Annotated in this window: 20 protein-coding genes and 1 pseudogene; 4 read left to right on the top strand and 17 right to left on the bottom strand. The window is 68.7% G+C overall.

The annotated features are described in order from the left end of the window. Positions 1-13: 13 nt before the first annotated feature. The 3 genes and pseudogenes from AB0436_RS27420 to AB0436_RS27410 all read right to left on the bottom strand — a co-directional run bounded on the left by AB0436_RS27420 (position 14) and on the right by AB0436_RS27410 (position 3,780). Positions 14-751 (bottom strand): annotated as a pseudogene (locus AB0436_RS27420) (M23 family metallopeptidase). A 264-nt stretch (positions 752-1,015) separates the two neighbouring features. After that, positions 1,016-2,407, bottom strand: a complete 1,392-nt coding sequence (locus AB0436_RS27415; RefSeq protein ID WP_366470622.1) for a pitrilysin family protein — start codon at positions 2,405-2,407, stop codon at positions 1,016-1,018. Further along, the gene (locus tag AB0436_RS27410; protein WP_366470621.1) at positions 2,404-3,780 is read right to left on the bottom strand and encodes a pitrilysin family protein; all 1,377 of its coding nucleotides are present in this window, start codon (positions 3,778-3,780) and stop codon (positions 2,404-2,406) included. The genes AB0436_RS27415 and AB0436_RS27410 overlap by 4 nt, the downstream gene beginning before the upstream one ends. Positions 3,781-3,956: 176 nt before the next feature. On the opposite strand from AB0436_RS27410, the gene AB0436_RS27405 reads away from it, so the two are divergent. Then, positions 3,957-6,404, top strand: a complete 2,448-nt coding sequence (locus AB0436_RS27405) for a DNA topoisomerase IV subunit A (protein ID WP_366470620.1) — start codon at positions 3,957-3,959, stop codon at positions 6,402-6,404. 103 nt (positions 6,405-6,507) lie between these two features. On the opposite strand, the gene AB0436_RS27400 is transcribed toward AB0436_RS27405, so the two are convergent. Continuing rightward, positions 6,508-7,653: a citrate synthase/methylcitrate synthase gene (locus AB0436_RS27400; protein WP_366470619.1), complete on the bottom strand. Its 1,146-nt coding sequence runs from the start codon at positions 7,651-7,653 to the stop codon at positions 6,508-6,510. Between the two features lie 99 nt (positions 7,654-7,752). Between AB0436_RS27400 and AB0436_RS27395 the strand changes: the two genes are divergently transcribed. Next, positions 7,753-9,033 carry a citrate/2-methylcitrate synthase gene (locus AB0436_RS27395; RefSeq protein WP_366470618.1) on the top strand — a complete coding sequence of 427 codons (1,281 nt, stop codon included), beginning with the start codon at positions 7,753-7,755 and terminating at the stop codon, positions 9,031-9,033. A gap of 10 nt (positions 9,034-9,043) precedes the next feature. Here the strand turns inward: AB0436_RS27395 and AB0436_RS27390 are convergent, their stop codons facing one another. The 5 genes from AB0436_RS27390 to AB0436_RS27370 all read right to left on the bottom strand — a co-directional run bounded on the left by AB0436_RS27390 (position 9,044) and on the right by AB0436_RS27370 (position 15,269). Next, entirely contained in the window at positions 9,044-10,633 is a 1,590-nt protein-coding gene (locus AB0436_RS27390; RefSeq protein WP_366470617.1) for a glycoside hydrolase family 13 protein, read from the bottom strand. Between the two features lie 165 nt (positions 10,634-10,798). Then, positions 10,799-11,674, bottom strand: a complete 876-nt coding sequence (locus AB0436_RS27385; protein ID WP_366470616.1) for a carbohydrate ABC transporter permease — start codon at positions 11,672-11,674, stop codon at positions 10,799-10,801. Between the two features lie 10 nt (positions 11,675-11,684). Continuing rightward, on the bottom strand, positions 11,685-12,641 hold the full coding sequence (locus AB0436_RS27380; RefSeq protein ID WP_366470615.1) for a sugar ABC transporter permease: 957 nt from the start codon (positions 12,639-12,641) through the stop codon (positions 11,685-11,687). Positions 12,642-12,711: 70 nt separating this feature from the next. Continuing rightward, positions 12,712-14,124 (bottom strand): extracellular solute-binding protein, encoded by a 1,413-nt coding sequence (locus AB0436_RS27375; protein WP_366470614.1) that lies wholly within the window; start codon positions 14,122-14,124, stop codon positions 12,712-12,714. A gap of 125 nt (positions 14,125-14,249) precedes the next feature. Next, entirely contained in the window at positions 14,250-15,269 is a 1,020-nt protein-coding gene (locus AB0436_RS27370; protein WP_366470613.1) for a LacI family DNA-binding transcriptional regulator, read from the bottom strand. Positions 15,270-15,357: 88 nt separating this feature from the next. Between AB0436_RS27370 and AB0436_RS27365 the strand changes: the two genes are divergently transcribed. Continuing rightward, positions 15,358-16,992 carry a sensor histidine kinase gene (locus AB0436_RS27365; RefSeq protein WP_366470612.1) on the top strand — a complete coding sequence of 545 codons (1,635 nt, stop codon included), beginning with the start codon at positions 15,358-15,360 and terminating at the stop codon, positions 16,990-16,992. A 24-nt stretch (positions 16,993-17,016) separates the two neighbouring features. On the opposite strand, the gene AB0436_RS27360 is transcribed toward AB0436_RS27365, so the two are convergent. From AB0436_RS27360 to AB0436_RS27350, 3 genes are all read right to left on the bottom strand, one after another. Next, positions 17,017-18,048 (bottom strand): ABC transporter substrate-binding protein, encoded by a 1,032-nt coding sequence (locus AB0436_RS27360; protein ID WP_366470611.1) that lies wholly within the window; start codon positions 18,046-18,048, stop codon positions 17,017-17,019. Between the two features lie 103 nt (positions 18,049-18,151). Continuing rightward, a complete protein-coding gene (locus AB0436_RS27355; protein WP_366470610.1) occupies positions 18,152-19,084 on the bottom strand; it encodes an ABC transporter permease in 933 nt (310 codons plus the stop codon). Next, entirely contained in the window at positions 19,074-19,889 is an 816-nt protein-coding gene (locus AB0436_RS27350) for an ABC transporter ATP-binding protein (protein WP_366470609.1), read from the bottom strand. The genes AB0436_RS27355 and AB0436_RS27350 overlap by 11 nt, the downstream gene beginning before the upstream one ends. A 144-nt stretch (positions 19,890-20,033) precedes the next feature. On the opposite strand from AB0436_RS27350, the gene AB0436_RS27345 reads away from it, so the two are divergent. Then, positions 20,034-20,756, top strand: coding sequence for a response regulator (locus AB0436_RS27345; protein ID WP_366470608.1), 723 nt, complete (start codon positions 20,034-20,036; stop codon positions 20,754-20,756). Here AB0436_RS27345 and AB0436_RS27340 read toward each other — a convergent pair. The 5 genes from AB0436_RS27340 to AB0436_RS27320 all read right to left on the bottom strand — a co-directional run bounded on the left by AB0436_RS27340 (position 20,730) and on the right by AB0436_RS27320 (position 25,241). Beyond that, positions 20,730-22,322, bottom strand: a complete 1,593-nt coding sequence (locus AB0436_RS27340) for a cation acetate symporter (RefSeq protein WP_366470630.1) — start codon at positions 22,320-22,322, stop codon at positions 20,730-20,732. The genes AB0436_RS27345 and AB0436_RS27340 overlap by 27 nt on opposite strands. Positions 22,323-22,333: 11 nt before the next feature. Continuing rightward, positions 22,334-22,804 carry a DUF485 domain-containing protein gene (locus AB0436_RS27335; RefSeq protein WP_366470607.1) on the bottom strand — a complete coding sequence of 157 codons (471 nt, stop codon included), beginning with the start codon at positions 22,802-22,804 and terminating at the stop codon, positions 22,334-22,336. 96 nt (positions 22,805-22,900) lie between these two features. After that, positions 22,901-23,578 (bottom strand): response regulator transcription factor, encoded by a 678-nt coding sequence (locus AB0436_RS27330; RefSeq protein ID WP_366470606.1) that lies wholly within the window; start codon positions 23,576-23,578, stop codon positions 22,901-22,903. Beyond that, the gene (locus AB0436_RS27325) at positions 23,575-24,723 is read right to left on the bottom strand and encodes a histidine kinase (RefSeq protein WP_366470605.1); all 1,149 of its coding nucleotides are present in this window, start codon (positions 24,721-24,723) and stop codon (positions 23,575-23,577) included. Before AB0436_RS27325 ends, AB0436_RS27330 begins: the two co-directional genes overlap by 4 nt. Beyond that, a complete protein-coding gene (locus tag AB0436_RS27320) occupies positions 24,720-25,241 on the bottom strand; it encodes a DUF1453 domain-containing protein (RefSeq protein ID WP_366470604.1) in 522 nt (173 codons plus the stop codon). Before AB0436_RS27320 ends, AB0436_RS27325 begins: the two co-directional genes overlap by 4 nt. Between the last annotated feature and the right edge of the window lie 123 nt (positions 25,242-25,364).

The following is a 25,364-nucleotide window of genomic DNA, read 5'->3' as shown; positions in this document are numbered from 1 at the left end:
ACGAGTCCGTCCGTCAGACGTTGACGCCGTGCGAGCGGAGATACGCCACGGGGTCGATGTCCGAGCCGTAGTCGGGGGTCGTGCGGGCTTCGAAGTGGAGGTGCGGGCCGGTGGCGTTTCCGGTGGCACCGGAGAGACCGATCCGCTGGTTCGAGGTGACGGACTGACCGACCGAGACGCCGATGGACGACAGGTGCCCGTACTGCGTGTAGCTGCCGTCGTTCATCTTGATGACGATGTTGTTGCCGTACGCGCCGCCCCAGCCGGCCTCGACGACGGTGCCCGCGCCGACCGCGTGCACCACCGTGCCACTGGGGCATGGAAGTCGATGCCGGTATGGCTGCCGGAGGACCAGAGGCTGCCGCCGGTCCGGTAACCGGTGGAGACGTAGGAGTCGGCTATCGGGGCCACGTAGGCGTTGAGGCGCTTGCGGGCCGCTTCGCGCGCTGCGCGCTGCGCGGCCTGGCGTTCCTTCTCGGCCTTCGCCTTCGCGGCGGCCACGTCGGCCTCGTGCTGCTGTGCGGTGGCCTGGGCCTCGATCCGGTCGGCGACGGTGTCGCCGACGATGATGCTCCGGACCAGGTCGGCCCGATTCGTGGTGGGGGGCCTTTGCCTCGGCGGCCATCGCCGGAGAGGCGAGGCTTCCGATGACGCCCGCGGTGGCAAGAGTCACGGCGCCCGCGGCGGCCGCGGTCCTGCGGGCCGGCCGGTTCGGGGCACGGTGCCTGCCGGGAGGGCGGGTGAACGCCATGAAGGGACTGATCCTTTCGTTCGTGCTCGCCTACCGGGTCAGCGAGGAACAGCGAGAGCGACCGTAAGGGGCCGGTCCTGGCGGGACCAAACGGACAAGAGGATGTGTCGCACATGCCACAGGACGGACGATCGATTTAGCCAACAAACCGGACACGGAACCGACCTGAGCCGGACACACCAACGGGGCCCCGGCGGCGCTTTGGCCACCGGAGCCCCGGGGGGTGCTTCCGTTACTGCGAACGGCTCAGCTATGGCGAACGGCTCAGCCCGATACGACCGTCACCGCGCCGATCCCGAGCGCCTCGACGGGCTCCTTGATCTGCGCAGCGTCCCCGACCAGCACCGACACCAGACGGTCCGCGGGAAAGGCGCTCACCACCGCGGCGGTGGCCTCGACCGTGCCGGTCGCGGCAAGCCGCGCATACAGCTGCGCCTGGAAGTCGTCCGGAAGGTGCTGCTCGACCTGGTCGGCGAGGGTGCCCGCGACGGCCGCGGCCGTCTCGTACTTGAGCGGAGCGACGCCCACGAGGTTCTGCACGGCAACATCCCGCTCGGCGTCGGTGAGACCGCCCGCCGCCAGGGTCCGCAGCACCGTCCAGAGGTCGTCGAGCGCCGGGCCCGTCGACTCGGTGTCCACCGAACCGCTGATCGCGAGCATCGCCGCGCCGCTCCCGTCGGGGGCGGACCGGAGTACCTGGCCGAACGCGCGTACGCCGTAGGTGTAGCCCTTCTCCTCGCGCAGTACGCGGTCGAGACGGGACGTCAGAGTGCCGCCCAGGCAGTAGGTACCGAGAACCTGGGCGGGCCAGACGCGGTCGTGCCGGTCGGCGCCGATCCGGCCGATCAGCAGCTGGGTCTGCACGGCGCCCGGACGGTCCACGATGACCACCCGGCCGGTGTCGTCCGCGGTGATCGGCGGTACCGGCCGCGGCGTGGCCGCGTTGCCCTGCCAGTCGCCCAGGGTTTCGGCGAGCACGGCGTCCAGATCGATCCCGGTGAAGTCCCCGACCACTACCGCGGTGGCCGTCGCGGGCCGGACGTATCCCTCGTAGAAGGCGCGGACGGCGCCCGCGTCGATACGCACGACCGTCTCCTCCGTGCCCTGGCGCGGACGCGACATCCGGGCGGCGGCCGGGAAGAGCTCCTTGGCGAGCTCCTTGGCCGCGCGGCGGGCCGGGTTGGCCTGCTCGTGCGGGATCTCGTCGAGCCGGTTGCCCACCAGTCGCTCGATCTCGCTTTCGGCGAAGGCCGGCGCGCGCAGCGCGGCGGCCAGCAGGCCGAGAGCCTTGGGCAGCCGGGACACCGGGACCTCCAGGGAGATCCTGACGCCGGGATGGTCGGCGTGCGCGTCGAGTGTGGCGCCGCAGCGTTCCAGCTCGGCGGCGAACTCCTCGGCCGAGTGCTTGTCGGTCCCCTCGGAGAAGGCGCGCGCCATGATGGTGGCGACGCCGTCGAGTCCGTCCGGCTCGGCGTCCAGCGGGGCGTCGAGGTTGATCTCGACGGCCACGAGCTGCTGCCCGGGGCGGTCGCAGCGCAGCACGGTCAGCCCGTTGGACAGGGTGGAGCGCGCGGGGGCCGGGAACGCCCACGGCCTGGCGACACCCGGCTGGGGCTGCGGCTGGAAGGTCATGCTCACGGCTGCGGCATCGGTCACTGGTCCGCCTCGTCGTTCTCGTCGTTCCGGTCGGTCGCTTCGCTCTCGGGCGCGCGGTTCTCTTCGGCTTCTTCAGCGGTGACGGGCTCGTACACCAGCACCGCCCTGTTGTCCGGGCGCAGGCGCGCCTTCGCGACCTCCTGGACCTCTTCCGCGGTGATGTCCAGCACCCGCTGGACGGCGGTCAGGGCGAGCTGCGGGTCACCGAACAGCACGGCGAACCTGCACAGTTCGTCGGCGCGACCGGCGACCGTACCGAGCCGGTCCAGCCATTCGCGCTCCAGCTGCGCCTGGGCGCGCTCCATCTCCTCGGCCGTGGGGCCCTCGGCGGCGAAGCGGGCCAGTTCCTCGTCGACGGCCGCCTCGATGCGCGGTACCTCCACACCACCGGACGCCTTGACGTCCAGCCACCCCAGCGAGGGCGCACCGGCCAGCCGCAGCAGGCCGAAGCCCGCGGCCACGGCCGTGCGGTCCCGGCGTACCAGGCGGTTGTGCAGCAGCGAGGACTCGCCGCCGCCCAGGATCGTCAGCGCGATGTCGGCGGCGTCGCAGGCCCGGGTGCCGTCCTGCGGAAGCCGGTAGGCGGCCATCAGGGCACGCGAGGGCACCTCCTCGTGGACCTCTTCGCGGAGCTCCGCGCCGACGATGTCGGGAAGAGATCCCTCCCGCGGCGGCTGCTTGCCGTCGTGGGAGGGAATCGTGCCGAAGTACTTCTCGACCCAGGCGAGCGTCTGCTCCGGGTCGATGTCGCCGACGACCGACAGGACCGCGTTGTTGGGCGCGTAGTACGTGCGGAAGAAGGTCCGCGCGTCGTCCAGGGTCGCCGCGTCCAGGTCGGCCATCGAGCCGATCGGCGTGTGGTGGTACGGGTGGCCCTCCGGGTAGGACAGGGCGGTCAGCCGCTCGAAGGCAGTGCCGTAGGGCACGTTGTCGTAACGCTGGCGGCGCTCGTTCTTGACGACGTCCCGCTGGTTCTCCATCGACTCGTCGTCCAGCGCGGCGAGCAGCGAGCCCATCCGGTCCGCTTCCAGCCAGAGCGCCAGCTCCACCTGATGGGTGGGCATCGTCTCGAAGTAGTTGGTGCGCTCGAAGCTCGTGGTGCCGTTGAGCGACCCGCCGGCGCCCTGCACCAGCTCGAAGTGGCCGTTGCCCTTGACCTGGGCGGAACCCTGGAACATCAGGTGCTCGAAAAGGTGAGCAAGTCCGGTACGCCCCTTGACCTCGTGGCGTGAACCGACGTCGTACCAGAGGCAGACCGCGGCGACCGGGGTCAGGTGGTCCTCGGAGAGCACCACCCGCAGGCCATTGGCCAGCCGGTGCTCGGTCGCTGTCAGGCCGCCGGAACCGGCCTCGGCTGTGGCCGTGTGACCCATGGGCATGTACGTCCCTTCGATCGCGTGTGTGACCGCGTTGAATGCAGTGCTGCCACTGTATGCAAGCCTGCTCACAGCTGGCTAAGTTCCCGGGTCGCGGTCGGCGTTGTCGGTGGGACGGTCCACAATGGTCGGCGTCACTACCAGACCAGGCACGTGAAGGAGCCGCAGCAGCGATGGCCCGCCGCAGCACGAAGACCCCGCCGCCGGAGGACTTCGAGGAGAAGATTCTCGACATCGACGTGGTCGATGAAATGCAGGGCTCCTTCCTCGAGTACGCGTACTCGGTGATCTACTCACGGGCCCTGCCGGACGCCCGTGACGGTATGAAGCCCGTACACCGGCGCATCCTCTACCAGATGAACGAGATGGGGCTGCGGCCCGACCGCGGCTACGTGAAGTGCGCCCGGGTCGTCGGCGAGGTCATGGGCAAGCTGCATCCGCACGGCGACGCCTCGATCTACGACGCGCTGGTGCGGTTGTCGCAGTCCTTCTCCATGCGCCTCCCGCTGGTCGACGGGCACGGCAACTTCGGTTCCCTGGGCAACGACGACCCGCCGGCCGCCATGCGGTACACCGAGTGCCGGATGGCCGACGCGACCTCGCTGATGACGGAGTCGATCGACGAGGACACCGTCGATTTCGAGCCGAATTACGACGGCCAGGAACGCGAGCCCGGGGTGCTCCCGGCTGCCTATCCGAACCTGCTGGTCAACGGCTCGTCGGGGATCGCGGTCGGGATGGCGACCAACATGCCGCCGCACAACCTGGGCGAGATCATCGCCGCCGCCCGGCACCTGATCAAGCACCCGGGCGCCGACCTCGACACCCTGATGCGCTTCGTACCGGGACCCGATCTGCCGACCGGTGGCCGGATCGTGGGACTCGACGGCATCAAGGACGCGTACGAGAAGGGCCGGGGCAGCTTCAAGATCCGGGCCACCGCCACCGTGCAGGACGTCACGCCGCGGCGCAAAGGCATCGTCGTCACCGAACTGCCCTTCGCCGTCGGCCCCGAAAAGGTCCGCGCCAAGATCAAGGACCTGGTCGGTTCGAAGAAGCTGCAGGGCATCGCCGACCTGAAGGACCTCACCGACCGCTCGCACGGCCTGCGCCTGGTCATCGAGATCAAGAACGGATTCGTTCCGGAGGCGGTGCTGGAGCAGCTCTACAAGCTCACCCCGATGGAGGAGTCCTTCGGGATCAACAACGTGGCGCTGGTCGACGGACAACCGCTGACGCTGGGTCTCAAGGAGCTCCTCGAGGTCTATCTCGACCACCGCTTCTCGGTGGTCAGGCGCCGCAGCGAGTTCCGCCGGGGCAAGCGCCGGGACCGGCTGCATCTGGTCCTCGGCCTGCTCGTGGCTCTGCTCGACATCGACGAGGTCATCCGCCTCATCCGGTCCAGCGACAACTCCGCCCAGGCCAAGGAGCGGCTGATCTCGCACTTCTCGCTGAGCGAGACCCAGACGCAGTACATCCTGGACACACCGCTGCGCCGGCTCACCAAGTTCGACCGGATCGAGCTGGAGAGCGAGCGCGACCGGCTCAACAGCGAGATCGACGAGCTGACGAAGATTTTGGATTCCGACGCGGAGCTGCGCAAGCTCGTCTCCGCCGAACTCGCCGCGGTGGCGAAAAAGTACTCCACCGACCGGCGCACGGTCCTCCTGGAGTCGGCGGGCACGCCGGTCGCCGCGGCTTCCCTGGAGGTCGCCGACGACCCGTGCCGGGTGCTGCTGTCATCCACCGGTCTGCTGGCCCGTACGGCGAACGCGGAACCGCCGAGCGCGGAAGGCCGGAAGCGCACCAAGCACGATGTGGTGGTCTCCGCCATTCCGGCGACGGCGCGCGGCGACATCGGTGTGGTCACCTCGGCCGGCCGGCTGCTGCGGCTGGCGGTGATCGACCTGCCGCAGCTCCCGGACACCGCCGCCGCGCCGAATCTGGCGGGCGGGGCGCAGATCTCGGAGTTCGTCTCCCTCACGGATAACGAGTCGGTGGTCTGTCTCACCACGCTCGACGAGTCGTCGCCCGGTCTGGCAATCGGTACCGAACAGGGCATCGTCAAGCGGGTAGTGCCCGACTACCCGGCGAACAAGGACGAGTTGGAGGTCATCGGCCTCCGGGACGGCGACCGGATCGTCGGCGCGGCCGAGCTGCGGACGGGCGAGGAGGACCTCGTCTTCATCACCGATGACGCGCAGTTGCTGCGCTATCCGGCGGGGCAGGTGCGGCCGCAGGGCCGCCCGGCGGGCGGTATGGCAGGCATCAAGCTGGGCGCCGGCGCCAAGGTGATCTCGTTCACCGCGGTGGACCCGGCGGCTGACGCCGCGGTGTTCACGGTCGCGAGCTCGCACGGCACCCTGGACGACTCGGTGCGTACGGCGAAGCTGACGCCGTTCGATCAGTACCCGCGCAAGGGGCGGGCCACCGGCGGGGTGCGCTGCCAGCGCTTCCTGAAGGGTGAGGATCTGCTGGTGCTGGGCTGGGCGGGCGAGACACCGGTGCGGGCTGCCGCGGCGAACGGCGCACCCGCCGAGCTGCCGGAACCCGACCCGCGCCGGGACGGCTCGGGAATCCCCCTGGCCTCGCCGGTCGCCACGCTCGCGGGCCCGGTGTAGCCGGGCGGAAGGTTAGAGGCCGTACCGCGGGACACCCCACCCGGATTCGGGGCGGGACTCCTGCGGTACGGGCTCCCGGCGCCGCCCCGGATCAGGAGTCAGGTCAGTTCTGACCGGCCGTCGGCACCGGCTGTGGCGGGGGTGGCCCCACATAGCGCGCCGCCGGGCGGATGATCTTTGAGTCCGCCGCCTGCTCCAGAATGTTCGCGCTCCACCCCACCGCGCGCGCCGCGCAGAAGGTGGGGGTGAACATCTCGCGCGGCAGCCCGCACAGTTCCATGACGACACCGGCGTAGAACTCGACGTTGGTGTGCAGTTCACGGCCCGGTTTGAGCTCCGCCAGGATCGCCTCCACCCGCTCCTCGACCTGGACGGCGAAGTCCACCAGCGGATCGCCGAACTGCTGGGCGATCCCGCGCAGCATCCGGGAACGCGGGTCCTCGGTGCGGTAGACGGCGTGGCCGAAGCCCATGATCCGCTCCCCCGCCAGCACCTTTTCGCGGACCCAGGCGTCGATGCGGTCCGGACTCCCGATGGCGTCAAGGGTGTCGAGGGCCCGGCTGGGCGCGCCGCCGTGCAGCGGCCCCGACAGCGCACCGACCGCGCCGACCAGGCAGGCCGCCACATCGGCGCCGGTGGAGGCGATGACCCGCGCGGTGAAGGTCGAGGCATTGAAACCGTGGTCGACGGTGGAGATCAGATACTGCTCCACAGCTCGGGCCCGGACCGGGTCCGGCTCCGAACCGGTGAGCATGTAGAGGTAGTTCGCCGCATACGGCAGGTCGTCGCGCGGTTCCACCGGATCGAGTCCCCGGCCGATCCGGTGCAGGGCGGTCAGCAGGGTCGGGACGGCAGCACAGACGGTGAGCGCGTCCGCGGTACGCCGGTCGCCGTCGATGTCGTACACCGGCCGGAAGCCCGCTGACGCGCCGAGCAGGGACAACGCGGTACGCAGACCGGCGAGCGGGCCGGAGCCCGCCCGGGCGATCAGGGGCAGCGCATCGCGCACCTCGGCGGGGAGCCGGCGCATGGCGGTGGTCCTCGCGGTGAAATCCGCGCCTTCGGCGGTCCCCGGCAGTTCGCCGTGGACCATCAGGTACCAGACGTCCTCGAACGTGCGGGCCTGTGCGAGATCGACCGCCGAGTACTGACGGTAGTGGTAGAACCCCTCGCGACCGCGGACATCGCCTATCCCGGTGTCCGTGACGACGACACCCGCGAGTCCTCGCGGAGCGGTGATGGTGACCATGGCTTCCTCCCACGAATCGCACTCTGTATTGAATTGACTGTCCATCCTTGACTAGAATCCTGTCAACGTTGATTGAATCAATATGAAGGCGGCTGTCACATGACGGATCAATCAGCCGGGGCGGAAGGCGAACGGCTCACCACCAGGGAGGCGGCCGACCGGCTCGGGGTGAAGCCGGAGACGGTGTACGCATACGTCAGCCGCGGTCTGCTCGGCAGCCGGCGCACACCGGGCGGACGTGGCAGCACCTTCGACGCGAGAGAGGTGGCGGCCCTGTCCCGGCGTGCGGGCCGCCGGGAGCCTCAGCCACCCGGGGCCGAACTCGCCTTCCGTACCGGCGTGACGCTGATCGATCCGGAGACCGGGCGCTACTTCTTCCGCGGCGTGGACGCGACGGCACTCGCCGGCCGGTACGGCTATGAAGAGGTGGCCGAGTGGCTGTGGACCGGGACGATCCGGCCCGGAACACGGTTCGCCGCCCCGCCGGAAGCGCTGGAGGCCGGGCGCCGGGCCGTGGCCGCACTGCCGGCGCACGCCACATCGATGGACCGGCTGCGGGCGGTCACTGTCGCGGCGGCAGCGGCCGATCCGCTTCGCTTCGATCTCTCGACCGACGCCGTGCTCGGTACCGCACGCAACCTGGTTCCCACCCTGGTGGGCGCGCTGCCGGTGATCGGCGATCCCGGCCGGCAGGGCGCGGGGGAACGCGACGGACTGGCGCGCGGACTGTGGTCACGGCTGACCACGCGGGCGCCCGACGCGACATCACTTCGGGTACTCGACACGGCACTTGTGCTGCTCATCGACCATGATCTGGCCGCATCGACACTGGCTGCCCGAGTCGCCGCCTCCGCCCGCGCGCATCCGTACGCCGTCGTCTCCGCGGGGCTCGGCGCGCTGGAAGGACCGTTGCACGGAGCCGCGAGCGGGCTGGCCCACCGGATGCTGGCCGAGGCCCTGGAGCGGGGCGGCGCCGCGCCCGTCGTGGCGGACCATCTGCGGTCGGGGCGCCGGGTGCCGGGGCTCGGGCACCGGCTCTACCGGGGTGAGGACCCGCGCGCCCGGGCGCTGTTCGCACTGCTCGACGACGTACCCCAGGCGGGCCCTGCCCTGGCAGCGGCCCGGGACGTGGTGGCGACAACGGCTCGTCATACCGAGTTGCAGGCCAATGTCGATCTGGCTCTCGCCGTGCTCTCGGTGTCGGCGGGCATGCCGGCGGAGGGCGGCGAAACGCTCTTCGCCGTGGCGAGAACCGCGGGCTGGATCGCCCATGCGCTGGAGGAATACACGGAGCGGCCACTACGGCTGCGCCCCAGTGGTCAGTACAACGGCCCACGCCCACCTCAGCCGTTGCCCGGGCCCGAACCCACCGGGGCGTGAGGCCGTGAGGTCAGACCCGCAGCCAGACCGCCGTGTCCTGCGGGAGTCGGCCTCGGTCGTCCAGCGGGCCGCTGGTGAGCAGCACCCGCGCATGACCGGGAAGTCCGGCGGGCTCGGCAGCCAGGTTGACGACGCAGCGCAGGCCGTCGGACCGGGCGAAGGAGAGAACGCCGTCCGCGGCCGGCAGCCAGCTCAGCGCGGCCCCCTTGAAACCGGCCTCCGCACGGCGCAGTCGCAGAGCCGTGCGGTACAGCGACAGCATCGAAGACGGGTCTCCGGCCTGGACTTCGGCGGCGTAATCCGACCAGCCTGCCGGCTGCGGAAGCCAGGGCTCGGCGGCCGGCGCCTCGGTTGTCCAGGGTAGTGGCACCCGGCAGCCGTCCCGGCCCGGATCGCTGCCGCCGGAGCGGAAGTGCATCGGGTCCTGAATCCGGTCCAGCGGAATCTCGGCCTCGGGCAGCCCCAGCTCCTCGCCCTGGTAGAGATAGACCGAACCGGGCAGGGCGAGCGAGAGCAGCGCCGCAGCGCGGGCCCTGCGGGTACCCAGCTCCAGGTCGGTTGGGGTGCTGAAGGCCTTGGTCGCGAAGTCGAACCCGGTGTCCGCACGCCCGTAGCGGGTGACCGTACGCGTCACGTCGTGATTGCACAGCACCCACGTCGCCGGGGCGCCGACCGGTGCGTGCTCGGCGAGCGTCCCCTCGATGGCGTTGCGCAGTCGGCCGGCATCCCACGGGCACGACAGGAAGGTGAAGTTGAAGGCCGTGTGCAGTTCGTCCGGGCGCAGGTAGCGTGCGAAGCGCTCGGAGTCGGGCAGCCAGACCTCTCCGACGAAGACGCCGCCGTATGCGTCGGCGATGGCACGCCATGAGCGGTAGACGTCGTGGATCTCGTCCTGGTCGACATACGGGTGCGGATCGCGGCCCTCCACGAAGTCGGGCAGCCCCTCGGCCTTGGTGAGCAGCGCCGCGGAATCGATCCGTACGCCGGCGACACCTCGCTCGAACCAGAAGCGCAACACGTCCTCGTGTTCTTTACGGACCACGGGATGGGCCCAGTTGAGGTCGGGCTGCTCGGGCGCGAAGAGGTGGAGGTACCACTCGCCGTCCTCGACGCGGGTCCAGGTGGATCCGGCGAACTGCGACGGCCAGTCGTTGGGCGCCAGTTCACCGTTCTCGCCGCGCCCCGGCCTGAAGTGGAACAGCTCGCGCTCCGGGCTGCCGGGACCGGCCGCCAGTGCCGCCCTGAACCAGGCGTGCTGGTCGGACACGTGGTTGGGCACGATGTCGACGATGGTACGGATGCCCAGTTCGCGGGCCTCGGCGATGAGTTTCTCGGCCTCGCCGAGGGTGCCGAAGGCGGGGTCGATGGTGCGGTAGTCGGCCACGTCGTAACCACCGTCGGCGAGCGGCGAGAGGTACCACGGCGTGAACCAGAGGGCGTCGACGCCGAGCCCGGCAAGGTACGGCAGTTTGCTCCGCACGCCCGCCAGATCACCGGTGCCGTCACCGTCCGCATCGGCGAAACTGCGGACGTACACCTCGTAGATGGCGGCGGTTCGCCACCAGTCTTCGGTGGCCTCGGACGGGAGGATGTCTGCCACGTGACGGTCCTTTCGGGCAGGTGGGACTCCGCCGCCGGCCCCGGACAGCGGGGCGCCGGTGAGAGGCCGGCGACGGAGTGCTCAGAGAGGTGTGCTCAGAGAGGTGTGCTTCAGGAAGGTCCGCTCAGCGAGCGCGTTACGGGTGCTGCGGCGGTCCGGCGGCGGTCAGCCCTTGAGGCTGCCCGCGGTCAGGCCGCTCATGATGTTGCGCTGGAAGATCAGGAAGATGATCAGCGTCGGTGCCGACGCCATGGCGAGCGCGGCGATGAGCCAGTTCTCCGGCACCCCCTGGGCCAGCGAGTAGATTCCGACGTTCAGGGTCTGCTTGCTCGGGTCGGGCAGCGTGAGCATCGGCCAGAGGAAGTCCTTCCAGACCCCGACGACCGCGAAGATCGAGACCACGCCCAGGATGGGACGGGATATCGGCAGCACCACGGAGCGCAGCGTCCGCAGGGGCGAGGCCCCGTCGATGGACGCCGCATCAAGAAGCTCCCGCGGGATCGAGTCGAAGAACCGCTTCAGCAGGAAGATGTTGAAGGCGTTGGTGACCGAGGGAAGCCAGATCACCCAGGGCGAGTTCAGCAGATTGCGCTGGAAGATCGGCACATCGAGAACCGTGAGGTACTGCGGCACGACGAGCACCGTCGCCGGAATCATCAGCGTCGCCAGCATCATGCCGAGGATGACCTTGCCGAGGACGGGTCTCAGCTTGGACAGCGAATAGGCGGCAGCGACGTCGAAGACGAGTTGGAAGGCCAGTGCGCCGAAGGCGTAGTAGAGCGTGTTGAGGAGCAGCTTGGACAGCTGCATCACCTTCCACGCATGCGAGTAGTTCTCCGGGTGGAAGCTCTTGGGGACCGTGGTGGGCGGCGACTGCGCGAACTCCTGCGCGGTCTTCAGGCCCCCGGTCACCATCCAGTACAGCGGGCCGAGGAAGACCAGGGTGAACAGCAGCACCACCAGGGTCAGAACGGTCCAGTAGACGGTCTTGCCCCGGGGGCGGCCCAGCTGCGCCGGTGAGATCAGAGTGCGCTCTGCCATCGTCGTACTCCTAGCTCTCGCTGTCGCGGCTGAGTCGGACGTACGCCGCCGAGAAGCCGGCCAGCAGCACGAGCAGGACCAGGCCGAGGGCGGCGGCGCCGCCGTAGTTGTTGAAATTGAAGGCGTACTGGTAGATCAGGTAGACGACGGTGGTCGTCGAACCCTCCGGGCCGGCGCCGTTGGTCAGCAGGAAGGGCTCGGTGAAGACCTGCATGGTCGCGATGATCTGCATCAGCAGGAGCAACGAGAGGATCAGCCGGGTCTGCGGGATCGTGACATGCCAGATCTTGCTGAGGAGCCCGGCTCCGTCGAGTTCGGCCGCTTCGTACAGCTCCCCGGGTATGCCCTGCAGCGCGGCGAGGTAGATCAGGGTCGCGCCGCCCATGTTCATCCAGGTCGCGGCAATGACCACGGAGAGCATCGCGGTGCTGGTGGACTGGAGCCATTGCTGTTCGGGCAGATGCAGAAAGTGCAGGACACCGTTGAAGAGTCCGTATCCGGGGTCGTAGAAGTACTTGAAGAGCAGCACCGAGGCGACCGGCGGCAGCATGACGGGCAGGTAGACCAGCAGGCGCAGGAACCCCTGGGCGTGCCGGAATTCGTTGATCACGATTGCTATGACGAACGGGACGAGGAAGCCGAGGAGCAGCGCAAGGGCCGTGAAGAGCAGGGTGTTGCGCCAGGCCTGCCAGAAGGCCGGGTCGTGGAACACGTACTCCAGGTTGTCCAGACCGACCCAGGTGGTTTTTCCTGCTTCGGTCTTCTGGAAGGCCAGGAGGAACTCCCTGACCATCGGGTACCACGAGAAGAACGCGAAGCAGAGCACGGCGCCGATCAGAAAGCCGTGCGCCGAGAGGTTGCGGCGCACACCGCGGACGAACACCTCACGTCGTGCTTCCGGTGGCGGGCCGCCGCGGTGCGGCGGCTGCGTCTGCTTGCTGCTCACGGGCAGGGTGGGGGCCGACATGGTCTCTCCTTGGCGCCGGGTCCGGTCGGGTCCGGGCCGGGACCGCGAAGTCCCGGCCCTCGTCGGTCTCTTACTGGTTCGCCAGGACCTGGTTGACCTGCTGCTCGGCGGTAGAGAGCAGTTTGTCGATGTTCGCGTTCTTGTTGGTCAGGACGCCCGACATCGCGTTGTCGAGGACCTTGTAGATCTCCTGCGCCTTGGCCGGTTCGGCCTTGCCCTTGACCGGGTTGTCCATGAAGGGCTTGAAGTTCTCGACCGGCATGGTGGCGTTGTCGGTGCGGGATTGCAGGTCCTTCGCCTTGATGTCGCCGGTCCAGAAGTTCGGCTGTGGCAGTCCCACGGGCAGCGCGTCGGACTTCGAGCGCGCCCAGTCGAACTGTCCCTTGCCCGGGGTGAGCGTCTTGAAGTTCACCCAGGCGATGGCGGCCTTGATCTTGTCCGGGGAACTGCCCTGCTTGAACATGTAGTCATTGCCGCCGAAGAGCGTGGCGTGACCGCCGGGGATCGGCCCCATACCGTAGTTCTCGTACGTGGCGCCGAGTTGCTGGACCATGTAGGTGAGGTCGTCCGGGGCGGCGAGGAACATCCCCAGCTTGTCGGTGGACATCTGCTTCTGCAGATCGCCCCACTTCAGCAGCTGGGTCTTGCCCATGCTGTCGTCGTCCCAGCGCATCGCCTTGAGGTTCGACAGGACCTGCTTGCCGATGTCGTCGTTGAAGGCCGCCTTCCTGCCGTCCGGCGTGACGACGTCGCCGCCGAGGCCGTACATCTCCGCGGTGAAGTGCCAGCCGCCCTGGTTGGTCGCGCTGTAGTCGCCGTACCCGGCGATGCCCTTACCGAGACCTGCGATGGCCTTGGCGTCCTTGCGGACCTCCTCCCAGGTCGTGGGCGGCTTGTTCGGGTCCAGCCCCGCCTGCTTGAAGAGCTTGCGGTTGATCATGAGGCCCATGGTGTAGTTGCTGGTGGGCAGACCGTAGAGCTTGCCGTCCTTCTTGAGGACGCTCATCACGTCGGGGTCGATGCCGGCCAGCGCCGGGACGGTCTTCTCGTTCACATACGCCGAGATGTCGGCGGCGCCGTTGTTGTCCAGCACCTGCTGAAGATCAGTGAAGTACGTGTAGAAGACGTCGGGCTGCGACTTGCCCTTCAGCGCCGCGGTGAAGCGGGTCGGCTCCTCGCACTGGCCGGGCGTCGACTTTCCTTCGATCTTGACGTTCGGGTACTGCTTGTTGAACGTCTTGATGTCTTCCTTCCACTCGCGCAGCTCGGCGGCTTTCGCCGCCGGTGGCATGCAGTCCATGGTCAGCGTGACCTTGGTCTTGGGATCGAGTGGGGCGGACGGGTCGGAGCTGCCGCCACCTGATGCCTTGCTCTCATCGCTGCTGCTGGTGCCGCAAGCGGCAAGCGCGGTCAGCGCGAGAGCGGAGACAAGGGCCGCCGCCGTCGTACGGCGGTGGGTCGGGCGGAACCAGGTGCTTCTCATCGATGGTCCCCTTGTGGGCAAGAGCGCGGGAAGCCCACAACTGCGTCGCTGTGGGGCGGCGCAAACTCAACCACCGACCACCGGAGTCCGCAAGATGTCGCGCAGATTCCGCAAATATTCGACAATCAGCGGGCTCCCGGGCGTGGCACCTGCGCAGTGGAGCCCCGCACCACGAGTTCGGGTTCGAAGAGCAGCTCGTCCGAGGGCACCGCAGCGCCCCCGATCTGCACCGACAGCAGCTCCACAGCGGCTCGGCCCATGGCTTCGATGGGCTGGCGGACGGTGGTCAGCGGCGGATCCGTGCAGTTCATGAATGCCGAATCGTCATAGCCCACGATCGAGACGTCCTTCGGCACCGCCAGGCCTCGCCGACGGGCGGCGCGGACGGCTCCGAGCGCAAGCGGGTCGCTCGCGCAGATGACTCCGGTGACTCCCTGGTCCAGCAGCCGGGTCGCCGCCGCCTGACCGCCTTCGAGTGAGAACATGGCGCGCACGACGCGCTCGTCGGGCAGTTCGGCGCCGAGTTCCGCCGCGATCGCCCGCGCGGCATCGAGCTTGCGCATGGACGGCACGTGGTCGCTCGGCCCGAGCACCAGGCCGATCCGCTCGTGCCCCAGCGAGGCGAGATGGCGCCAGGCCTGATCCAGCGCGACCGCGTCGTCACAGGAGACGCCCGGAAAACCGAGATGGGCGATGGCCGCATTGATCAGCACCACCGGAATCCTGCGGTCCGCGAGCACCTTGTAGTGGTCATGGGCGGCGTCCAACTGGTGATAGAGACCGCCGGCGAACACCACACCGGAGACCTGTTGCTCCAGCAGCAGCTCCACGTAATCGGACTCGGATACTCCGCCCTTGGTCTGAGTGCACAGCACCGGCGTCAGCCCCTGCTGCGCGAGGGCGCCGCCGACGACTTCGGCGAAGGCGGGGAAGATCGGATTCTGGAGTTCCGGGAGCACCAGACCGACCAGCCGGGCACGCTCGCCCCGCAGCTGGGTCGGGCGCTCATAGCCCAGGACGTCGAGGGCGGAGAGAACCGCCTGCCGAGTGGCCTCGGAGACTCCGGGCCGACCATTGAGCACCCGGCTGACGGTGGCCTCACTGACCCCCACCTTCCGGGCTACCTGTGCAAGTCGTCGCGTCATGCGCGCAAGATTAGCGCAAGTGACGCAAGCGGTTTGCGTAACAGGGGAATCTTCCGGTTGTCGCCCCGGCCCTCTACCGTTCGTCCACATGAACACCGGACAGCCCAGGAGGCTCCGCATCGGCCTGCCTCAGCGTGTCTTCTCCCAGGTACTGCTGATGCAACTGGCCATAGCGGGCGGAGTCGCCGTACTGGCCACCGGTCTCTTTCTGCGTCCGCTCAGCGCGCAGCTCGACGATCAGGCCATGCGGCGCGCCCTCGCGATCGCTGAGACCACCGCCTCACCGGCGATCGCCGAGGAGCTTCTCACCACACCGCCCACGGTGGACGGCCCGGTGCAGGCCAACGCGGAGCGGATCCGTAAGGCGACCGGGGCCGAGTACATCGTGATCTGCGACCTCCATGGGGTGCGCTGGTCGCACACCACCCCCGCCCAGATCGGCAAGGTCGTCTCCACCAGCGCCGAGGCGCCGCTCTCCGGCCACGAGGTGATGGAGATCGACACCGGCACCCTCGGTCGCTCCGCCCGTGGCAAGGTGCCGCTGCGTGATGCCCGGCACCGGATCGTCGGCGCGGTCTCGGTCGGTATCAAGTACGACAGCGTGCGCGGCCACCTGGTCTCGATGGTGCCCGGCCTGCTTGCCTATGCCGGCGGCGCACTCGCCGCCGGAGCGCTGGCCGCATATCTGATCTCGCGCCGTCTCCAGCGACAGACTCACGACCTTGCGTTCTCGGACATCGCGGCGCTGCTCGCGGAGCGTGAGGCGATGCTGCACGGCATCCGGGAAGGCGTCGTGGCCCTCGACCGGGGAGACAGGATCCGGCTGATGAACGACGAGGCCCAGCGGCTGCTGAACCTCGGCCCGCAGGTCATCGGGCTGCCCCTCGCCGAGGCGCTCGGCGAGGGACGCATAGCCGACGTGCTGGCCGGGCGGGTCACCGGTGACGATCTGCTGACCGTGCGCGGCCGGCGGGTTCTGGTCACCAACCGGATGCCGACCGACGACGGCGGCGCGGTGGCCACCCTCCGCGACAGGACCGAACTCGAACAACTCGGCCGCGAGCTCGATTCCACCCGCGGGCTGATCGACGCGCTGCGGGCCCAGGACCACGAGCACGCCAACCGGCTGCACACCCTCCTCGGCCTGCTCGAACTGGAGATGCACGAGGAGGCGACGGACTTCATCACCGAGGTGGTCGGCGTGCACCGCACCACGGCGGAGCAGATCACCGAGAAGATCCACGACCCACTGCTGGCAGCACTGCTCGTCGGCAAGGCCACCGTCGCCGCGGAGCGCGGGGTCCCGCTGCGGCTCACCCCCGACACGCTGCTGCCCGACCGACTGGTGGACCCGCAGGGCCTGGTGACGATCGTCGGCAATCTGGTGGACAACGCCCTGGACGCGGTGTCCGCGGCGGCGGGCGCGCAGGTCGAGGTGGAGCTCCGCGCACAGGGGCGTACCGCGGTGCTGCGGGTCAGCGACAGCGGCGCCGGGGTCCCTGAGAACCAGCGCGAACTGATCTTCACGGAGGGCTGGTCGACCAAAAAGCCGCCTGCGCACGGCAAGCGCGGACTGGGGCTGGCCCTGGTCCGCCGGCTCGCCGAGCGGCAGGGCGGCAGCGCTCGGGTGGGCGAGAGCACGGAGGGCGGGGCCCGGTTCACCGTCGTGCTCCCGGAGGCCCTGAGCGAGCCGGGGCTCACCGCGGTGGGTGGTGCGCGGTGAGCCCCGGCCTCTCGGGAGTTCCTGCTAGTGGGCCTTCTTGGCGAATTCCGTCGTGTACGTCTTGCTGAGGTCCACCGTGGCGTTCTTGAGGTTGGGGTTGAACGCCTTGAGGACCCTCTCGACCGTCTCCGGGCCGTTGGCGGGCATCACGCCGTCCTTGGTGAACATCGGCAGCGTCGACTTGATGGACTGCGCGTAAAGGGCCTTGCCGCCCTGCGCGTAGTCGGCCGGCATTTTCGCCGCGATCTCCTCCGGCGAGTGCGACGACATCCACTTCAGGGTCTTCACGAAGGCGTTCGCCAGCTTCTGCACCGTCTCCTTGTGCCCGTTGACCCACTCGGTGTTCATGTACAGGCTTGACGACGGGTACGGGCCGCCGAGCGCCGCCTGTGAGCCCTCGGGCGTACGCATGTCGAGCAGGACCTTGCCGAGCTTCTGGTCCAGGATGTTCGCGACCGTCGGGTCGGTGGTCATCCCGCCCTGGATCGAGCCCTGCTTCAGCGCGGCCACGAACGTCTGCCCCGCGCCCACGGCGACCGGCGTGAACTCACTGGTCTGCACGCCGTTGTGGACCGCCAGGTACTTGGTGAGGAAGTCGGTGGACGAGCCGAGGCCGGTGACACCGAGCTTCTTGCCCTTGAAGTCCTTGGGGCTGGTGATGTCCCCGGCGGCCTGGTTGGAGACCATCTCGACCTCGCCGGGTGCGTGCGACAACTGCACCACGGACTCCACATGCTTGCCCTTCACCTGAAGATCCAGGGTGTGGTCGTAGAAACCGACGGTGCCCTGAACGTCGCCCGAGACTAGTGCGGTCTCGGCCTGCACGCCGGCCGGCTCGGTCAGCAGCGAAACGTCGACACCCTCGTCCTTGAAGTAGCCGAGCCGCTGGGTGAGCATCGCCGGCAGGTAGATGACCTTGTCGAGGCCACCTACCATGATCTTGACCTTGTTGGCGTTCTTGCCCTCGCCCGCGGAGTCACCTCCGCAGCCGGTCAGCGCGGTGAGCGCGAGCACGCCCGTCACGGCGGCCGCTGACACCTTCATGATGCTGCGCATATTCATCACGTCCCTGTGATTTATACAAAATGAGTCGATTGATGAATCGGTGGGCCGATTCGTACCTCGTACGGGGCGGAACGGGGCGCCCACTGCTCTGCGCTCAGCGCTCGCTGCCGGCCTCGACGGGCCGCCACTTGAACAGGCGCCGCTCGGCGAAGGTGAGCAGCCCTTCGGTGAGCAGTGCCACGACCGCGAGGATCACCATCGCCGCATAGACGCCGGCGGCGTTGAAGGTGCTCTGCGAGGCGGACACCAGCAGCCCGAGACCCTTGGTCGCGCCGATGTACTCACCGACGATCGCGCCGATCAGCGCGAAGCCGAAGCTGACGTGGAGGCTGGTGAAGATCCAGGAGGTGGCGGAGGGGATGACCACCTGGAAGGTGACCCGCCGGTTGCTCGCGCCCAGGATCCGGGCGTTGGCGACCAGGTTCCGGTCCACCTCCTTGGCGCCCTGAAAGGCGTTGAAGAAGACCGGGAAGAAGACCAGCACGACGGCGGAGGCGATCTTCGAGGTGGTGCCCAGACCGAACCAGATGAGGAAGATCGGCGCCAGCACGATGCGCGGGATGGCATTGAGCACCTTGATGTACGGACCGAGTACATCGGAGAGGAAGCGGATCCGCCCGAGCGTGATGCCCAGGACCACACCGGCGATCACACCGACGATCCAGCCGACGAGCGCCTCGTACATCGTGTACCAGATCTGTTCCCAGAGGGAGCCCTGGGCGGTGCCGTGCAAGGCCCAGGACTGGATCTGGTCCCAGATCTTGGAGGGCATGGAGAAGTTGAAGGTGTCGATGACCCCGGCCCGGGCCAGCGCCTCCCACAGGCCGATGACCGCGACCAGCAGTACGGCGCGGCTCGCGTACACCAGGAAGCGCCGGTTGCGGGCGGCCCGCTGACGTTCCTGGGTCCGGCCCGACCTCTTGTTCAGTGCCGACGCCGGGTCCAGGGCGGCCCCTGCGACGCCCGGCTGAGTGGTCGTTCCTGTCTTGACGGCGGCCTTCGCGGCCGACTCGGTCTCAGGCGGCATTGACGGCACCTCGCTCACGCGTAATACGGACTTCCTCGCCGAGCGACGACCAGATCTCCCGGTAGATCTCGATGAACCGCGGCTCCAGTCGGACGGTCTCGACCTTGCGCGGCCTCGGCAGATCGATCTCGAAGACCTGCTTCACGGTCGCGGGACCCGCCGTCATCACGACCACCTTGTCGGCGAGCGCGATGGACTCCTCCAGGTCGTGTGTGACGAAGACCACGGAGGACCCGGTGCCCGACCACAGTTCCAGCAGTTCGTCCGACATCAGCGCCCTGGTCTGGACGTCGAGCGCGGAGAACGGCTCGTCCATCAACAGGATTTCGGGGTCGTTCACCAGAGTCGCAGCGAGTGCCACTCGCTTGCGCTGTCCACCGGAGAGCTGGTGGGGATAACGGTCCTCGAAGGACGACAGACCCACCCGGGCCAGCCACTCACGGGCCTTCTCCTTGGCCTCGCCCTTCGGCGCCCCACGGAAGAGCGGCCCCGCCATGACGTTCGACAGCACGGTTCGCCAGGGAAAGACGGCATCCTGCTGAAAGACGAACCCGACCTTGTCGCCGATGCCGCGGACCGGTTCACCGGCCACCAGCACCTCGCCCTCGGTGGGCTCCTCCAGACCGCTGACCAGGGTCAGCGTGGTGGACTTGCCGCAGCCCGTGGGGCCGACGACGGCCACGAACTCACCACGGCTGACGGTCAGGTCCAGATCTCGTACCGCGGTGTGCGGCACACCTGACGGGGTGCGGAAAGTCTTGCTGGCGCCCCGCAGCTCAATGGCGGGGCTGTTGTCTGTGCTCATGGACCGGGACCGTAGATGTGGCAGACACCACAGCGGCAGTCTTGTAGGCACAAGGCAGTCTTGTGCCTGCAAGAGACTGTTGTGCTCGTTTTGCGCACGCTACAACTACGACGTTGCAACAACGCCCAAACAGAGAGCGGCCCGATGATTGATGTACTGGTGGTCGATGACGACTTCCGTGTCGCTGAGATCAACGCTGCGTATGTGTCGAGGGTTCCCGGCTTCCGTGTCGTCGCCCGTGCGCACAGCGCCGCCCAGGCGATGGCGGCACTGGAACGCGAGCGGATCGATCTGGTGCTGCTCGACCACTACCTGCCGGACGAAACGGGCCTCTCGCTGGTCCAGCGGATGCGCCAGCTCGGCCATCACACGGATGTGATCATGGTGACGGCGGCCGGAGATGTGGCGACCGTGCAGGCCGCCATGCGGCACGGCGCCCTGCACTATCTGGTCAAACCGTTCACGTTTTCCGTGCTGCGCTCGCGCCTGGACAGCTATGCCGCGCTCCGCCGCACGGTGAGCCGGGTGGGCGGCAGCGGGCTATCGGCCGGCCAGGAGCAGGTCGACCGGATCTTCGGCGCGCTGCGCACCGCAGGACCCGCCGCCTCGTCCGGTCTGCCCAGCGGTCACTCGGTACCGACGTCCGAGCTGATCCGCGACGTGCTGAGCGGTTCCGGGCAGCCGTTGTCGGCCCATGAGGTGGCGGCACGGACGGGCCTGAGCCGCTCCACCGCGCAGCGCTATCTGCGCCAGCTGGAACAGACGGGACGACTGCGCCTGACACTCAAGTACGGCGACACCGGGCGGCCCGAGCACCGCTACGCCTGGGCCGTACCCGGCTCAGACGGCCCCGGCGCCGGTCAGTGACCGCACCTCCGTCTCGGCGTGCCGGGCAGCGTCCGGCGGCTCGTCGGAGGTGACAGTGCCCAGCCAGCCCGCCAGAAAGCCGAGCGGAATGGAGACCAGGCCCGGGTTCTCCAGCGGGAAGAACTGGAAGTCCACACTCGGGAAGAGAGATCCCGGGCTCCCGGAGACGACGGGTGAGAGCGCCACAAGGACGACTGCGGGGACCAGCCCTCCGCAGACGGCCCAGACCGCGCCCCGGGTCGTGAAGTTCCGCCAGAACAGCGAGTACAGCAGCACCGGCAGATTCGCGGAGGCGGCCACCGCGAATGCCAGACCGACCAGGAACGCGACGTTGAGGTCCTTCGCCAGCAGCCCGAGGGCGATCGCGACGGAGCCGATCGCCACCGCCGCGAGCCTGGCCACCGCCACTTCGCTGCGCTGCCGGGGATGGCGGCGCTGGAGCGTGGCGTACAAGTCGTGAGCGACGGACGCCGAAGATGCGAGCGTGATTCCGGCGACCACGGCCAGAATGGTGGCGAAGGCGACGGCAGCGACCACGGCGAAGAGCACGGTACCGCCGGTCGAGCCCGCTCCCCCGCCGACTTCGAGCGCGAGCAGGGGGACCGCGGTGTTGCCTGCGGGGTTCGCCGCCTTCACCTGATCCGTGCCGACCAGCGCCGCAGCGCCGAATCCGAGCACGATCGTCATCAGGTAGAAGCCGCCGATGAGACCGATGGACCAGACGACCGAGCGTCGTGCGGCCCGGGCGGTGGGCACCGTGTAGAAGCGCGACAGGATGTGCGGCAGACCTGCCGTACCGAGGACCAGGGCGAGTCCCAGGCTGATGAAGTCGAACCGCGATGTCCAGTCCCCGCCGTATCTGAGGCCCGGAGCCAGAAAGCTCTTCCCGTGGCCGCTGTGGTCCGCCGCGGAGCTCAGCAGCTGATTGATGTTGCCGTGGAATCGCACCAGGACGAGCACGGTGAGCAGAATCGATCCGGCCATCAGCAGCACGGTCTTGATGATCTGGATCCAGGTGGTGGCTCGCATTCCGCCGAGGGTCACATAGACGACCATCAGAGCTCCGACGCCGATCACGGTCCATGCCTGGGCGGCCCCGCTGTCACTCCCGAGCAGCAGGGACACCAGACTGCCGGCGCCGACCATCTGCGCCACCAGATAGAGCACGGACACGGTGACCGACGAGGACCCCACCGCGATCCGGACGGGACGTTCTCTCATGCGGGCCGCGACCACGTCGGCGAGGGTGAACCGGCCGCAGTTTCGGACCAGTTCGGCGACCAGCAACAGGACGACCAGCCAGGCGACGAGGAAGCCGACCGAGTAGAGCATGCCGTCGTAGCCGAAGAGCGCGATCAGTCCGGAGATACCGAGGAAGGAGGCGGCCGACATGTAGTCCCCCGCGATGGCGAATCCGTTCTCCATCGGAGAGAACAGCCGACCGCCCACATAGAACTCCTCTGCGGAGCCATGCCGGTCGCGACTCACCCAGGTGGTGATCGCAAGCGTGGCCGCGACGAACGCGCTGAACAGCAGCAGGGCCAGCGTCTGGTGCTGCGTGGTGATCGTCTCGCTGCTCAACGGTGGATCCCCCGTGTCAATTCCTGCGTGTCCCAGCGGAGCTCGAGCGCGGCCCGGTCCCTGCGCAAGCGGGCATGACGGGTGTAGGCCCAGGTCAGCAGAAAGGTGGAAAAAAACTGCCCGAGGCCCGCCAGCATCGCCAGATTCACCACTCCGGCCACCGGACGGGCCATGAACTCCGGTGCCGTCGTGGCCAGCACGACATACGCCAGGTACCAGGCGAAAAAGGCGAGCGCCGCGGGAACGACGAACCCCCGGTAGCGGCTGCGCACTTCCTGGAAGGCTGCGCTGCTCTGCACCGCCAGGTAGATATCGGCCGTGCTCAGGCTGTCCGCCGGGGTTGCCTGTGCCGGTACTGCCGCGGGTGCGCCGCTACCGTCCAACTCGCCCCAGCCGGCGGCCAGCGCGTCGTACCAGGGGTCGTCGAGCCGCACCTCAGCAGCGTCGAGCCCTTCGTCCTTGTCCACCGAACACCTCTCCCTGTGCGCAACCGCTGCGGTCGCGTGCCCAAGGATGGGTATTCCGAGGCACTTCCTATCCCCTATCGCCCCGTCTTCACCCCATTAGGTGACGGATGTACCGGGTGGGAGTGCGAGACCCTCCTTGTAGGCGTATCGCATGGCCTGCACCCGGTCGCGCACGCCAGTCTTGGCGAAGAGGTTGTTGATGTGTGTCTTCACCGTGGCCGGGGAGATGTGCAGGGCACGCGCGATCTCCGGGTTGGAGAGCCCTTCGGCGATCAGGGCCAGAATCTCGGCTTCGCGCCGGGTGAGCCCGTCGGGCAGTTCCCCGATGTCCGGGGCTTCTGGCACGGGCGACGCTGCCGTGACCCGCTCGACCAGCATCCGCTGCACGCTGGGCGACAGTCCCGCCTGCCCCGCCATGACGTTCTCGACGGCCCGGACGATCTCGTCGCCCCCGGCGTCCTTGGTCAGGTAGCCGCGGGCCCCGGCCCGCAGGGCGGCAAAGAGCGAGTCGTCGTCCGAGAACGTCGTGAGCACAACCACCTGGGTGGACGGGTGCTCGGCCCGGATTCTGCGGGTGGCCTCCACTCCGTCGCAGCGGGGCATCCGCAGATCCATCAGGACCACATCGGGGGCATGTTCGGCGACCAGCGCCACCGCCTCCAGTCCGTCCCTCGCCGCTCCGACGACCTCGATTCCGGGCAGCAGCCCCAGCAGCATCACAATGCCCTCGCGCACGACGGACTGGTCGTCGGCCACCACCACCCGAGCCGTCATGCCGGCACCGTCAGCCTCACCAGGAAGCCCTCCTCGTCCGGTCCTGCTTCCAGGGTCCCGCCGAGCAGTTCGGCGCGCTCCTGCATTCCGATCAGACCGTAACCCGAGCCACTGACAGCCAGTTCGTCCACCGATGTCCTGGCACCTGAATCCCGTATCTCCAAGACGATCTCATCGGCCAGATACTCGAGCCGGGCCCGCACCTCGGCACCCGGCGCATGTTTGCGTACGTTCGTCATGGCCTCCTGAGCCACTCGACGCACCGCCTGAGACGCCTCTGCGGGCAGCGGACGGTGCTCTCCCGCCACCGCGAGGCGTGCGCCGCCGACCACCTCCTGCAGAAAGTCCTCAACCGGCGTCATCTCACCGCGCAGGGCGGACAGCGCCTGCCGGGTCTCGGCCAGCCCTTCCCGTGCCATGCCCCGGGCAGCCACCACACGCTCCAGGACCTGCTCACGTCCCGCGTCCCGCTCGATGAGGAGCCGGGCGGCCTCCAGGTGCACCAGCTGGGCGGACAGGCTGTGTGCGAGGACGTCATGGATCTCCCGGGCGATACGGGAACGCTCGCCCAGCGCGGCCGACTCGGCCTTCGCTGCCAGCGCGGCCCGCTCCTGCTCCAGCAGTCGCTCTGCGGCGCCCCGCGCCTCGCCGTCGAGACGCAGCACATAGCCACCGAGAGCCAGCCCCGCGGTGGTGATCGCCGTCGTCAGCAGGGCGTCGCTGTTCAGCAGGGCGTAGGCACAGAGCGCGGTGGCGGTGCAGGGCAGAGCCGCCGCGAGGGGCAGTCGCTCGAGCGCAGTGACCGCGCAACCGCACCACAGAACCGTCGCGGTAACGGAGAATCCCGTCTGCTGCGCGGCGAGAGCCGCGCCCATCAGTACAGCCAGCAGCCCCACTGAGGGCCAGAGCCGGTGTTCCAGACTCGTCCGGTGGAAAGCCCACGCGGCGAAGGCGCAGCCCACCACGCCCACCACAGCTCCGGCAACGATCCATCCGCTCACGTCGTCCCTGGTGAGAACCCCCCAGATCAACGCCCCTAGGCCGACGAGCCGCGCGGCTCGCACCAAATCACGACGCGGCTTGGTCAGGCCGCTCCGGGAAAGCGCTTCACGGGAGGGCCAGCTCGCCCAGGCACTCGGCGTCATACGGGGTCCTTCCAGGCCGGCTCCGGCGATCCGGGGGCAAAAACACCGTACGACGGCTGTATCCGCCCGGCCCGCCACACCAGCACCCCCGACCGGACGAGCAAGGAGGCCGCCAAGGCAAGCAGTAGCGCTCCCGAACCCAGCTTCACTCCGGCCAATGCCGCGATACCAGCCACTCCCAGCCGTATGCCGATTCCGAGCACCCACACGGCAGCGGTTGCCTTCGTGCCCCGGGCCCAGGCCGAGCCGTCGGGCTCGGTCCACACCTTGGTCGTCCAGGCCCAGGCCGCGCCCACGGCCAGCCCGGTGAGCAGCTCAGCCGCTATCAGCGCGACGGACTCGGTGCGGTGATGCGCATCGAGCAGACCATGCTGGCGCAACGCGAAGAAGACCAGCACCGCCGGGATCAGCCACCAACGCCTGTCGTGGGTGATCTGCTGCGGTCGGAACTGCCGCACAAGCACCAGCGCGACGACCGCGACCATCACCAGGGCATCGGTGAGTGTGGACGCTGACATGGGAGCCTCCGGTGAGCGGGAAAGGATTACGCCTTAGACGCTACGGAGAAGGCCTGATCAGCAGATCGGAGCAGAGGTGGACCGTGGGTGGAGATGTGTCTCCACCCACGGGTGGACGCCTCG

Origin of the sequence: Streptomyces sp. NPDC051322, assembly GCF_040689485.1 — a bacterium.
Classification (GTDB): domain Bacteria; phylum Actinomycetota; class Actinomycetes; order Streptomycetales; family Streptomycetaceae; genus Streptomyces.
The sequence above is the reverse complement of the archived record's forward strand: the minus strand, read 5'-3'. Positions and strand labels throughout refer to the sequence as shown.